At 49.1% G+C, this 13,504-nt stretch carries 13 protein-coding genes and 1 tRNA gene; 2 read left to right on the forward strand and 12 right to left on the reverse strand.

The features are described from left to right. Positions 1-9: 9 nt before the first annotated feature. The 8 genes from PCO85_17800 to gpt all read right to left on the reverse strand — a co-directional run bounded on the left by PCO85_17800 (position 10) and on the right by gpt (position 7,047). Positions 10-771 (reverse strand): site-specific integrase, encoded by a 762-nt coding sequence (locus PCO85_17800; protein ID WJV53027.1) that lies wholly within the window; start codon positions 769-771, stop codon positions 10-12. Between the two features lie 11 nt (positions 772-782). After that, a complete protein-coding gene (locus PCO85_17805; GenBank protein ID WJV53028.1) occupies positions 783-1,856 on the reverse strand; it encodes a site-specific recombinase in 1,074 nt (357 codons plus the stop codon). An 87-nt stretch (positions 1,857-1,943) separates the two neighbouring features. Then, positions 1,944-2,019: transfer RNA gene (locus PCO85_17810), tRNA-Thr, on the reverse strand. 180 nt (positions 2,020-2,199) lie between these two features. Then, entirely contained in the window at positions 2,200-3,453 is a 1,254-nt protein-coding gene (gene proA, locus PCO85_17815) for a glutamate-5-semialdehyde dehydrogenase (GenBank protein ID WJV53029.1), read from the reverse strand. Positions 3,454-3,463: 10 nt separating this feature from the next. After that, entirely contained in the window at positions 3,464-4,567 is a 1,104-nt protein-coding gene (gene proB / locus PCO85_17820) for a glutamate 5-kinase (GenBank protein WJV56128.1), read from the reverse strand. A gap of 121 nt (positions 4,568-4,688) precedes the next feature. Then, positions 4,689-5,063: a sigma factor-binding protein Crl gene (gene crl, locus PCO85_17825; protein WJV53030.1), complete on the reverse strand. Its 375-nt coding sequence runs from the start codon at positions 5,061-5,063 to the stop codon at positions 4,689-4,691. A 112-nt stretch (positions 5,064-5,175) separates the two neighbouring features. Beyond that, positions 5,176-6,432 (reverse strand): esterase FrsA, encoded by a 1,257-nt coding sequence (gene frsA, locus PCO85_17830; protein WJV53031.1) that lies wholly within the window; start codon positions 6,430-6,432, stop codon positions 5,176-5,178. Between the two features lie 156 nt (positions 6,433-6,588). Beyond that, positions 6,589-7,047 carry a xanthine phosphoribosyltransferase gene (gene gpt / locus PCO85_17835; GenBank protein ID WJV53032.1) on the reverse strand — a complete coding sequence of 153 codons (459 nt, stop codon included), beginning with the start codon at positions 7,045-7,047 and terminating at the stop codon, positions 6,589-6,591. A 293-nt stretch (positions 7,048-7,340) separates the two neighbouring features. Between gpt and pepD the strand changes: the two genes are divergently transcribed. Then, positions 7,341-8,801, forward strand: a complete 1,461-nt coding sequence (gene pepD / locus PCO85_17840) for a beta-Ala-His dipeptidase (protein ID WJV53033.1) — start codon at positions 7,341-7,343, stop codon at positions 8,799-8,801. A gap of 125 nt (positions 8,802-8,926) precedes the next feature. On the opposite strand, the gene dinB is transcribed toward pepD, so the two are convergent. Both dinB and PCO85_17850 read right to left on the reverse strand, forming a co-directional pair. After that, positions 8,927-9,985, reverse strand: a complete 1,059-nt coding sequence (dinB, locus tag PCO85_17845) for a DNA polymerase IV (GenBank protein WJV53034.1) — start codon at positions 9,983-9,985, stop codon at positions 8,927-8,929. A 94-nt stretch (positions 9,986-10,079) separates the two neighbouring features. Then, complete coding sequence (locus tag PCO85_17850) at positions 10,080-11,099, reverse strand: FAD:protein FMN transferase (GenBank protein ID WJV53035.1); 1,020 nt, start codon at positions 11,097-11,099, stop codon at positions 10,080-10,082. Positions 11,100-11,357: 258 nt separating this feature from the next. Here PCO85_17850 and dpaA point away from each other — a divergent pair, with 258 nt between their 5' ends. Continuing rightward, positions 11,358-12,080, forward strand: coding sequence for a peptidoglycan meso-diaminopimelic acid protein amidase (gene dpaA, locus PCO85_17855; GenBank protein ID WJV53036.1), 723 nt, complete (start codon positions 11,358-11,360; stop codon positions 12,078-12,080). On the opposite strand, the gene PCO85_17860 is transcribed toward dpaA, so the two are convergent. Beyond that, positions 12,051-12,818, reverse strand: a complete 768-nt coding sequence (locus PCO85_17860) for a class II glutamine amidotransferase (protein ID WJV53037.1) — start codon at positions 12,816-12,818, stop codon at positions 12,051-12,053. The two genes, dpaA and PCO85_17860, sit on opposite strands and share 30 nt — an antisense overlap. A 37-nt stretch (positions 12,819-12,855) precedes the next feature. Further along, positions 12,856-13,437 (reverse strand): D-sedoheptulose 7-phosphate isomerase, encoded by a 582-nt coding sequence (gene lpcA, locus PCO85_17865; protein WJV53038.1) that lies wholly within the window; start codon positions 13,435-13,437, stop codon positions 12,856-12,858. Between the last annotated feature and the right edge of the window lie 67 nt (positions 13,438-13,504).

The raw sequence follows: 13,504 nt of genomic DNA on the forward strand, positions 1-13,504 counted from the left end.
AACTTATTTTTATTGATTAAGATCTCGTTCTTTATTATTTCTTTTAATTCGTAGTGCATCTGCTACCGCATCTATACCATCTACGCAAACAAATGGAGCAACTTCCGGTAGCCCTAACGTAACGCTCTCAAGCACATCATAAAGAGCCGCTGGTGGATGATCTTTGCTATATCGGTTCTCTGTTTCGCCAGAACCGCGGATATGTCCAACAAACTGAGCGCGCGTCTCGCTGTCGATTCCTGCTTGTTTGAGCCTGGTAGAAAACGTGTGACGGAATGAATGGAAAGATTTCTTGCTATCCTTTTCAAATCCTAACTGCACTTTCAACAACGAACGGTTAAACCAGTCCGAAGCCTTATCACCGTATCCTTTTACAGAGTGGTAAGGAAGCTCTGGAAATAAACGCTCATGACCTGCTTTCTTCAATTCTTCGCAATAGCGGATTAATCCAAGTTTGATCAATGTCGAATGCAACGGTATTTTTCGTCGTGAATTAATCGTTTTCAGCGACTGATCGACACGCTCGTTGCTGATTTCAAAGAAATAAAACCCGGCAGCATCCTGCTTAATATCATCTAGATAAAGCTGGCATAACTCATTAATCCTTGCTCCGGTAAAGAATCCGATGAGTGGCAACCAGTAATGAAATGCACGGTAATGATGGAAGCGTCCCTCGCTATTTCTATCCACAGTTCCACGTTTAAACCAAGGGCGGTTAAAAATAGCGTGCAAATCCTCATCAGTGAAATCAGCTTTGAAGTCCTGATCCATCTTTTCATTTTCTACAGGTGCGAAGAATTGATTCGCTGGGGACTTAATAAAAATACCTTCTCCATCAGCTCATGAATATCATTGATTTTATATCGTATTTTAGCTAAATCACGCCGTGCAGGTATCGACCTTAGTAAGCTCTCATACTCACGGAGATAGTCACGATCTACTTTTACAAGCTTTGGATCACCCATGACTTCAACCAGTAGGCTAAAACCTTCCCGAACTCGATTCTCTGCCTTTTCGGTGAATTTTCCCCCGCGCTTGTAGCGAATATATTTTTCACATAACTCGCTCATTTTCACTGAGTAGTATTTACGATTTACATATTCATTATCCGGTATTAATGAGGGCAATAATACAGGGGTAATTGCTTTTGGTCTCTCAGGCATGATTGGAGAAACTGCGGTGCTATGTGACAACCAAAATAATCGTAAGCGCTCAGCTTGCACACGATGGATCATTAATGAAGCAGGCGAGATTTCGACACCGGGAAAGTCAACGAACCAAGCGGCTTTGGATGAAGCCTCTGAGGATTTAAATGCGGTTTCTGCATCCAGCGTCTCGCCAGCGATCATCTGACGTAATATACGTGATGAAACCAAGGGCTGAACATAACCGCTCAGAGAACCTCTGATCCCGATGTTAATGGCACTATCGATGATAAATCCAGAAGCCTCAGGATCATCCTTATCAACGAGTGAAAGATCTTCTACATAGTAGGCAGGACGCCCATCAGCAAGCCAAAAAAGCGGGATATTCGTATCAAGTAGTCGCTGCGCCACTTGTTGCAGGGAAGCGCTCGTTAAACCGAAAAATTCAGCGAGGCTGATCATTCCTTCTCCAGCCAAAGCAGGCGCACTGCTTACCAACTTTTCTCTATCCAATTTTTGATACTCACCCAGACATCGCTGCCAGACAACCAATAGACCTGCGGCAATCGCTCGCGCTTTTCTGATGTCGTTTGTTTCTGTTGAAGCGTGAATCTCACGCTGTCCCGTGTAGAGACGGTATCGGGCAGGAACTGCAATACGGACAACATAAATACCGCTGCTACGGCGATACAGATTATCACGTTGAGCCATCGGCTGTATGACCTCTATGTAGTAGAGGCTACGCGATTTCACTCTGAATGAATTTAATGTTAATTAAATCAATAAGATAGAAGTGACTGGTGCCGATAATAGGAGTCGAACCTACGACCTTCGCATTACGAATGCGCTGCTCTACCAACTGAGCTATATCGGCTTTGAGAGGATCGTCCTGCGAATGCCAGACGATGAACTACGGGGTGACAAACTAGTGAAATCTGTCCAGCAAGTCAAGTATCTGGCGACTGTCTGCCGGTTTTATAATCGGTCGGTTGACGATAAGGATTCCCTGATATCTGTTTCCATATAATAACCGGGAATCCTATAACCATCTGGTTTAAGCGCGGATAAGATCGTCGCCGTAACCAATCCATTTGTAGGTGGTCAATGCGTCGAGTCCCATCGGGCCACGAGCATGCAGTTTTTGTGTGCTGACAGCCACTTCCGCGCCTAATCCGAACTGCCCACCATCGGTGAAGCGAGTACTGGCGTTTACATAGACTGCCGAGGAATCCACTTCCCTCACAAACTGTTCAGCACGACTCAGAGAACGGGTCAGTATCGCGTCAGAATGCTGCGTGCCATGCTCACGGATATGTTGCACTGCCTGCGCAATATCAGCCACCAGCTTCACGTTCAGGTCCAATGAGAGCCATTCGTCATCGTAATCAGCCGCCTCTACCGCCACAACTTGCGCCGGACCGCCGGTCAACAAAGAGAGTGACTGCGGGCAAGCGTGCAACGTTACGCCGGCTTTGTGCATGTCGGCACTGAGCACCGACAGAAACTCGGCAGCAATCCCCTGGTGCACCAGCAGTGTTTCCACCGTATTACAGGTGCTGGGACGCTGGGTTTTGGCGTTGGTTATGATATCCAGCGCTGGCTTAAATTCCATCGACTCATCCATGTAGATATGGCAGACGCCGATCCCACCGGTAATCACCGGTATGGTGGAGTGCTCACGGCATAGTTTGTGCAAACCCGCGCCGCCGCGCGGAATCAGCATATCGACATAGCGATCCAGTTTCAGTAACTGATTGACCAGTTCACGATCCGGACTTTCAATAGCCTGGATCGCGGCTGAGGGTAAACCACATTGGATCAGTGCTTGTTGGATCACTTTTACCGTCGCGGCATTGGTTCGATAGGTTTCTTTACCACCACGCAGAATCACCGCATTCCCGGTTTTCAGGCATAAGCTGGCTACATCCACCGTGACGTTCGGGCGCGCTTCATAAATCACGCCGACCACACCCAGCGGTACGCGCCGCCGTTCCAGTTTCAGGCCATTGTCCAGAATGCGACCGTCTATCACTTCACCCACCGGATCGTTCAGACGGCAAATCTGACGCACGTCATTGGCAACAGCCGTCAGACGTGCCGGCGTCAGCTGCAGACGATCCAACAGTGCTTCGCTCATGCCATTGTCTTTGGCCTGCGCCAGATCCTGTTCATTGGCAGCCAAGATAGTGGCACGCTCAGTTTCCAGTAAATCGGCGATGGTCAACAGCGCCTGATTCTTCTGCGAAGTACTCAACGAGGCTAGTTGATACGAGGCTTGTCTTGCCGCTTTGCCCATTTGCTCAAGCATCGCGTACTCCTTAATTAATAATCATGTCATCCCGATGGACTGCCACCGGGCCATATTCGTAACCGAGGATTTCAGCAATCTGTTGGGAATGATGCCCGGCGATCATTCTTAACGCATCGCTGTTATAACGCGTCACCGCATGAGCCAGATCTCGCCCTGACAGGCTACGGATACGGATCACTTCTCCCCGGGAGAAATTGCCCATTACGTCGCGGATACCTTTGGGCAGTAAAGAACTGCCGCGATCCATAATCGCCGCCAGCGCACCATCGTCTACGGTAATTTCCCCGGCAGGCGGTGCACCGAAGATCCAGCGTTTGCGGCTTTCCAACGGGGCTTCCATTGCATGGAAGCGGGTTCCCACCGAGATATCGTCGATGACATCGCCAACCACGCCCGGCTTGCTGCCCGCGGCAATAATGACATCAATACCCGCGCGGCAGGCAACGTCCGCAGCCTGTAGTTTGGTGGACATACCACCAGTACCCAGCCCGGAGACACTGTCACCAGCAATACTGCGCAGCGCATCGTTGATGCCATTCACTTCGCGGATCAATTCAGCGTCGGGGTTAGTTCGCGGATCAGCGGTAAATAACCCGGCCTGATCGGTCAGCAGCAGCAGTTTATCGGCGTCAGCCAGTATTGCCGCCAGCGCCGAGAGATTATCATTATCGCCAACTTTGATTTCAGTCGTCGCCACTGCGTCGTTCTCATTGATTACCGGCACAATGTGGTTATCGAGCAGCGCACGCATGGTATCGCGGGCATTAAGAAAACGTTCCCGATCTTCCAGATCGGCGCGAGTCAGCAGCATCTGGCCAATATGGATGCCATAAATGGAGAACAGCTGTTCCCATAACTGAATCAATCGGCTTTGCCCGACTGCCGCCAACAACTGCTTAGTGGCGATAGTAGCGGGCAATTCCGGATACCCCAAGTGCTCACGTCCGGCGGCAATCGCCCCAGACGTGACAATGACAATGCGATGCCCTGCGGCATGTTGCTGCGCACACTGACGCACCAGCTCAACAATATGGGCACGATTGAGACGGCGCGATCCGCCGGTCAGTACGCTGGTGCCCAGTTTTACAACCAAAGTCTGGCTGCCACTCATCATATTTCTGCCGTTAGAATATAAAAAATTACCATGAAAAAACGTTGTAACAGGAGAGACGCGTTATGCCAACAGGCGCAACGCGAAAAACCCGCCAATAAGACGAGTCAACAGAAGTGAATCACGGTCGTTCCGTTAAGATATAAGGCGGCTCAAGTTTTTGTGCCAGGATTTCCAGGCGGTTATGAAAATCCTGCCGGGTAGTGTGAACTTTCTCATCTACCTCAGTATTTTTGAACGCTTTCTCACACCAGTTACCACTTTCATCAAATAAACCGAAGCGATAGGAATAAATCAGCTTTTGTTCTTCTGCATCCAACTCAAGCCACCAGCCCCAGAATTCCCGCTTTTCTGGATCCGGATTTACATTCACACATACAGCAAGGCAATCAAAGAAAAAATGGAAGCCTTCACATTGGCTTTCACGCAAATACGGCCCTAATGAAGCAAATTTTTTTATCAGCCGGTTTCTTGAATGTCCGCTAGACAATGTCATTCAGCAATCTCCTCAGGTTGAACACTAGGCCGTGACCCACCATGGTATCGATAAGTGCCGCGTACAGGACACTGCCTAATTTATTAACAGATATTAGAGATTTATCAAAATATTAATCTAATTTATTCTGCAACCAATGACTGATTTGCTGTAACGCCAGATGAAAATTCTGGTAAACCGGTGAAAAATCCAGCGACATAAGCTTTCCCTGCTGTGATGAATTCACAATCAGACTCGCTTCTTCTTTTGGGCAAATCAGATCACCTTTCCAGTAACCAGCCAACATCGGTGTCGAACAGCGGTGTCCCAGCAATCCTTGCGTCTTGAGAGAATAGCGCCCCAATTCAGTTTTCAAGGCCATATCAGCAGAGAACGGCATACCCAGGCGACTGGCCAGCACGTCCATAAACATATCCGGCACCTGGCTCTGGCGTTCGGTATCGGACAATAAATGGTGTACCACCGGCCCCAGACAGGCAACTCCCCGCAACCGATTTGCTTCCAGATAAGCCAGCCGCACCGCGACATTGGCGCCGAAACGAAAGCCAAATGCCCCGACACGGGTGTGATCTATCCAGGGAACATCCGGCAGCGCGCTCAATACCTGTTGATGTAAAAAGCTCGAGTCTTGACTCAGCTTCCAGCGGGATGAAAACCCTACCGATGGCATGTCAACCGTCAACATCGCCATCCCTGCCGGTGCCAGATAATCCTGAAACAGGCGATGATAATCATTCTGCAACATATCCAGGCTGCCACATAATAATATGGTCGGAAACGGTGCCTTACCCCGTGCAGGCAGATGCAAAAAAGTGGTTAATGTCCCACCACCAGCCACCGGAAAGTTCAGCGTTTTCAATTCGTAGGAAAGATGGTTCGCTGCCTCTTCATACGCCCGATTAGCCAGCGTCTGGGCCTGCTCCGCCAAATCATCCCCTTTCAGGTATGGATAGGCAGCAATACTGTAAAGGTTGGCGGCGTTAAGCCAGCACTTCCCCGCATCCTTCCCCGACGCGCGCTCTACTGCCCGCTGCTGCCAATGCATTCCCTGTGCTGTCCACTCATAAATCCAGTTACCACTGCGGTATCCCACCACGGTATCCAACAAAAGCTCATTGCTCCGTACTGCCTGACTGGCAGAAATACGCGACAGGACTTCTTCTATCTCCCACGGATGAACACCACGCCAAATCCACATCAGGCGATTAATCGTGCGATACCAGCTATGGTTATTTCGTCCTTCCAGCGTGGACTGCGTATCCGGCATCGTATCCGTATCAATATGGTGAGTGCGCCGAATCAGCGTGGACGTTTCCTGATGTTTAAAAGAGGGCTTGAACAACGTTTCAGACAGGTTGGCTTGAACCACAACAGCCTCCATGAGTGTAAGCAACATTAGCGCATACAGACGCATCAGAGAGTGTAACCAACACCGAAGGGAGAAGACAAACGGTGATATCAATAAAACAAAAACAGACGACAACGCCCGGCATTACCGGGCGTTTTTATCAACAACGCAGGAGGCTCAGTTGCCAGATAAAGGCGGAATAAAGACCACGCCCATATCCCATGGCTGCTCAATCCAGGTATCTTGCGGAATATCAACGATATAGTCGTCAACCAGCGGTTTACCGGCAGGTTTGGCAAAAATGGTCACGAAGTATGCTTTGGGGTACATATCACGAATGGCTTGCGCCGTACCGCCGGTGTCCACCAGGTCATCGACAATGATAAAACCTTCACCATCACCCTCTACACGTTTCAGCACTTTCATTTCACGCTGGCTATCATGGTCATAGCTAGAGATGCAAACAGTATCAACGTAGCGAATGCTCATTTCACGGGCCAGCAAGGATCCCGGTACCAAACCACCACGGCTAACGGCAATAATGCCTTTCCATTGTTCGGCTGGCAGTAAACGCTGCGCCAGTTTACGGGCATGGATTTGTAGCATATCCCAGGTTACGACGTACTTTTCGCTCATAAAATATATCCCGGCCAACGGTTAATTGGCTCAATTCGAGTCTGAGGGGGGAAAAAGGTTGCGCGAGATTATAAATATCCTACCGTATAAAAACCAGTATTTATCCCTATTTCCTCATTTCCTTATCCCCGCCAGAATCTTCTCCTCAAATACAAGCACTCTCCCTTGCAGCGGGAAAGTGATACTCTATCTCATTGAGCCTGATTGTTCGGGCAACAAACCATCACTTTTATCCTGTAGCGCCTCTCGCACCAACCGCGAAGAGCAGCCTGCTGAAAAGGAGACGTTAAATAGTGTCTGAATTGTCTCAGCTTTCCCCACAGCCGCTGTGGGACATTTTTGCCAAGATTTGTTCTATTCCACACCCTTCCTATCATGAAGAGGCGCTCGCCGCACATATTATATCGTGGGCACAGGAACGCGGAATTCATACCGAACGAGATCAAGTCGGGAATATTCTGCTGCGAAAGGCGGCTACTGCCGGGATGGAAAAACGTAAACCGGTCGTTCTGCAGGCACATCTGGATATGGTGCCGCAGAAGAACAGTGACACCGTGCATGACTTTGCCACCGATCCTATCCAGCCATATGTTGATGGTGAGTGGGTTAAAGCCCGTGGTACCACACTCGGTGCCGATAATGGCATCGGTTTGGCCTCGACATTGACAGTGCTGACGGACAGTAATGTGGCACACGGGCCGCTGGAAGTTTTGCTGACCATGACGGAAGAAGCCGGTATGGACGGCGCTTTTGGTCTGCAACCGAACTGGTTACAGGGTGAAATTCTGATTAATACCGACTCAGAGGAAGAGGGCGAAATCTATATGGGTTGCGCCGGCGGTATTGATTTTCTCACCCGCTTGCCGCTCCAGCGAGAAGCCGTTCCGACTGGCTATCAAACCCTGAAACTGACGATTAAAGGGCTGAAAGGCGGCCATTCCGGCTGTGATATCCATCACGGATTAGGCAACGCCAACAAGCTGCTGGCCCGCTTTCTGTCTGCGCAGGCCAGTGCGCTGGATCTGCGACTTATCGACCTGAATGGCGGCACCCTGCGCAATGCGATACCCCGCGAAGGTTTCGCCGCGCTGGCCGTGTCGGCAGCCAATGCAGAAGCCTTGAAAATAGCAGTACAGCATTATCTGGTCGTACTGAAAAATGAGCTATCAGCGGTAGAAAAAAATCTCACCATCCTGCTGGAACCCGTTGAAAACACATCGTTGGCATTAACGGCTGACAGTCGTGACCGTTTCATCGCATTGTTGAACGTAATGCCTAATGGCGTCATTCGCATGAGTGACGAAATCAAGGGTGTGGTTGAAACCTCATTGAACGTGGGCGTGGTAGGCATGACCGACACACATGCAGAAATGCGTTGTCTGATTCGCTCGCTGGTAGATAGCGGTAAAGATTACGTGGTGGACATGATGACATCACTGGGCCAGTTGGCTGGTGCTCAAACTGTAGCCAAAGGCAGTTACCCCGGTTGGAAACCTGATGCCCATTCACCGGTTATGCATCTGGTACGCGAAACCTACCAGAAACAATTCAACCGATTGCCAAACATCATGGTAATCCATGCTGGTCTGGAGTGTGGCTTGTTCAAAAAGCCGTATCCGAATATGGATATGGTTTCCATCGGGCCGACGATTACCGGGCCCCACTCACCGGATGAACAAGTACACATTGCCAGCGTAGGCCAGTATTGGACATTGCTGACCGAGCTGCTGAAAGCCATTCCTGACAAACAGTAACCCATGATGTTTTAGTACGTTCAGGCAACATTGCCTGAACGTACCGTCGACACTTCGGAAGCGCCAACCGCAGCGTCGAATGTCCAGACATTGATTTGAGCCTGTTTCCATCGCCGTTTACCCGCTTATTCCCAGTCAAATACCAATTGTCGTTCGAGTTGAGGATCCATCAACGTCACGTGTAATCCCACCAACCGAACCCCACGTGCTTCCCGCCGTTGTTCCCACGTTTGTCGTGCCAGTTTTACCAGATCCTGTTTATTCAATACCGGCCATACATGTTCCTGGGTGGTCTGACAGAAATCATTAAATTTAAGCTTCACACCTTGCCGAGCGATATGCAGATCCGGTTTTACCCGACTTAAACGCCCCTCCAGCTCCTGATAGAGTGTTTCAATCAGCGTTTCACAATCACCCCAGTCATAAATATCTTCCGCCAGCGTTTTTTCTACCCCAACAGATTTACGTAAACGATCGGGGGAAACCTGGCGTTCATCAATACCGTGGCACCGTTCCCATAGTATGTGGCCAAACTTGCCAAACGCCCTCAGTAGCTCAGGCAAGACATAACGACGCACATCCGCACAGGTATGTAACCCCCGCTCTTCAAGCCGTCTGGCGGTCACTTTCCCTACACCGGGAATTTTCTCCAACGGCAGTGCCAGTAGAAATGCCTCTACCCGATCTGGAATGATCACGAACTGTCCATTGGGTTTATTCTGCTCCGAGGCGACTTTCGCCAAAAATTTAATCGGTGCCACACCTGCCGATGCCGTGAGTTGTAATTCGTCATAAATTATCTGTCGGATCTCCTGCGCCATCAGGGTGGCAGATCCATTGCAGTATGGGCTATCGGTCACATCCAGGTAGGCTTCATCCAGAGACAAAGGTTCGATCAATGAGGTATAGCGGGAAAAAATCTGCCGAATATGCCGGGAGGTGGATTTGTACACCTCCATCCGGCCAGGCAACAACACCAGATGCGGACAAAGTCGTAATGCGGTAGCTGTCGCCATCGCGCTGTGAACACCATAGCGGCGGGCCGGATAGTTGGCGGTACAGATGACACCGCGCCGATCGGCACGGCCACCAATCGCCAGGGGAATGTCGCGTAAGCGCGGGTTATCGCGCATTTCTATCGCGGCATAAAAGCAATCCATATCCACATGAATGATTTTGCGCATACAGGCCTCTACAATGATGCTGTATAAAAATACAGTATCATTGTAGTGTTAGCAAGCGGACAACCGCTTAACCCGCACCGCTTCCCACGCGCGATTACTTCTTCATATAAGGCTTGAATGCTTCCGAATAACGCTCTTCAAAACCGGTGTCCGTTTTCACAATCATAAACACCGGGATATTCAACCGATTGGCAACTTCCAAACCGAGGTCCGGGCCAAAGACATCCAAACCGGTAGCCAATCCGTCAGCCGTCATACAACGATTGGCCAATACCGTAATAGAGACCAGCCGGTGAGTGATAGGCCGCCCGGTATTAGGATCAATAGTATGGGAATAACGAACACCATTAGCTTCGAAGTAATTTCGATAATCACCCGAGGTAGCAACTGCCATCTCTCCCGGTTCGATAATTTCCTGCACACTTTGTCCGGATCCATAGTGAGGTTTTTCAATCGCAATATGCCAAGGCTTATTCTCGCCGTTACTACCCTTGGTGCGGACTTCACCGCCGATCTCTACCATATAATTATCAATATTCAGTGATTGCAGGTATTCAGCCACCACATCTACACCATATCCTTTGGCAATGGAGGACAGGTCAACATACAGCCCTGGAATATGCTTGATTAACGCATTACCATCAACACCCAGCTTATCCAGCCCGACCAGGGCGCGCCGTTGCTCTAATTCGGCCTCACTCGGCACCGTATCCGGTCGGCCTTCCGGCCCGAATCCCCACAGATTGACCAACGGCCCCACGGTAATATCCAGTCCGCCGCCGATCTGATGATTTATCCGAATTGCTTCCCGTACTACCTCTGCCGTGGCAGGAGACACTGGAAAAGGCTGGTTAACGGCCCGGCTATGATTAAAACGACTGAGTTCGGACTGGGGAAGGTAAGTTGACATCTGGTTATTAACTGTCTTCAGACGACTATCAATTTCAGCCTTAATAGTTTCAGGCGATGGCTGATCATCCTTGCTGATATATTTGACGGAGTAAGATGTCCCCATCGTTTTGCCTTCCAGATTTTCCTGCTGAAGGCCGCCACACCCGGTTAATATCCAGACAATGGTTGCTAATCCCAGCCAGTTTTTGAGCGTTATTCGCACTTTTACCGTACTCCTTCACTATCTTGTTTCTTGCGCTGCACAGTGCTATAAAATTATTCTCGACATCATACCAGCAGATTTGCTTCGACAAGGAATAAATCCCTTCTTGTCTATTTCTAAATTAGCGGCCTTTTTTTATCACTATTTCCCTCTTGAATAAAATGAAAGCAATGATAATGTGATTGCGCTATAGACAAGGGAATACGAAACCATTAATAGGTATCGTATGTAATACCGCTACAATAATCAGGATTTACAATGTTAAAGATCGCGCTGTCATTTGCGATATTGCTTTTTTTGCCATCTATTGCCGTCACCAGCACAGCCAGTGAAACCATACCGGTAACAAAAGAATTAAAACAACCGTTGCTAGGCTCCCCGGTTTATATCCAGATATTTAAAGAAGAAAGGGTGTTAGAACTTTACGCTAAAGAGGGTAATGAATATCACTTGATACAAAGCTACCCAATTTGTAAATATTCTGGGGGACTTGGTCCGAAACGGATCGAAGGTGACTTAAAAAGCCCGGAAGGTTTTTATCAAATAGATTTGCATCAGTTAAACCCTGACAGCCATTATTATCGTGCCATTAATGTCGGTTTCCCTAACGAATACGATCGTGCACAAGGGTATTCCGGCCGTTATCTGATGATCCACGGTGAGTGTGTTTCCATTGGCTGTTATGCCATGACCAACAAATATATCGATGAGATTTACACTTATGTCGAACAGGCATTGCGTAATGGTCAGGAAAAAGTCGATTTGAACATTTATCCATTTCGGATGACGGAACAGAACATGCGACGTCATCGCGACTCGGCTTACATCAGTTTTTGGCGTCAATTGCAGCCGGGTTACGCCTATTTCACTCAGCATCACCAACCGCCGGCTGTCACGGTATTCAACGGACACTATGTCATTAACCAACCGATTCAAGCCAGCCAGCCAGTGTCAAATTATGCGTTCACCAAAACGAAATAAGACAAACTCACCTGGCATGATTTGATGCCAGGTTTCGTTACCGGTAAGTGGCTGGGTCGCCAATACGGTAACGACATCATTGGGTGACGTTTGCTGCTGGAAGTCAATTTCCACATCGTCATCCAGCAATGTCGCTTTACCAAAAGGCGCTCGGCGGGTAATCCAGTACAGACGAGTGGAACAGTATCCCATCACAAAATGCCCGTCCGACAACAGCATATTGAATACACCCTTTTCCCGTAGTTGCCCCGCCAGACTGGCAATATAGCGAAATACCGCCGACCAGTTACCGGGGGTTCGCGGATAACGCTGCGACAATTGATGCAACAACCAGCAAAAGGCATATTCACTGTCCGTTTGCCCTATCGGACGAAATTGGCCAGCTTTTAGACTACGGTACCCCTTCAACTGCCCATTGTGGGCGAAAGTCCAGTTCCGCCCCCACAGCTCACGAGTAAACGGATGGGTATTTTCCAGCGCCACATTACCTCGGTTGGCTTGCCGAATATGGGAAACCACCGCACAGGATTTGATGGGATAGTTCTGCACCAGTTGTGCGATGGGTGAAGTAAAGCTGGGCAAAGGGTCCTTAAAGGTGCGACAACCGTTCCCTTCATAGAACGTAATTCCCCATCCATCACGGTGCGGTCCCGTCCTACCACCCCGCTGTATCAGACCGGTGAAGCTGAAACAGATATCAGTTGGAACATTGGCGCTCATCCCAAGCAACTCACACATGTTTAATTCCTTACCTCATCCACGCAATAACCAGCAATCAGTTCCCAAGCATTTCCTTTTCGATAAGTTGAATCAGAATATGGATAGCCTTGATATGGATTTCCTGAATGCGATCTGCATAGCTAAAATGCGGTACACGAATTTCCACATCGGCAGTACCGGCCATTTTGCCGCCATCTTTCCCCGTCAGGGTAATAACTTTCATACGTTTGGCACGGGCGGCACTGATTGCCTTGATAATATTGCCGGAGTTACCGGAAGTGGAGATCCCCAGCAAAACATCGCCTTCACGACCTAATGATTCGATATAACGAGAAAATACAAAGTCATAACCAAAATCATTACTTACACAGGAAAGATGACTGGGATCAGAAATGGCAATGGCCGGGTAGCCCGGACGGTTTTCACGATAGCGTCCCGTCAGCTCTTCCGCAAAATGCATGGCATCGCAATGCGATCCCCCATTCCCACAGGAAAATACCTTCCCACCGGCTTTAAAAGCATCAGCCAATAAGACAGCCGCATTTTGAATCGCCTGGATGTTGGCGTCATCATTCAAAAACGTATCCAGCGTTTCCGCTGCTTCTTTCAGCTCATTACGGATTAAGTCCTGATACATGGAATCCTCTCATTCAGTGACATCATGATCGTCCGTCAAGCAGTGTAGCGGATCCCCTAAACAGCGA

Origin of the sequence: Prodigiosinella aquatilis, from assembly GCA_030388725.1 — a bacterium.
GTDB lineage: Bacteria > Pseudomonadota > Gammaproteobacteria > Enterobacterales > Enterobacteriaceae > Prodigiosinella > Prodigiosinella aquatilis.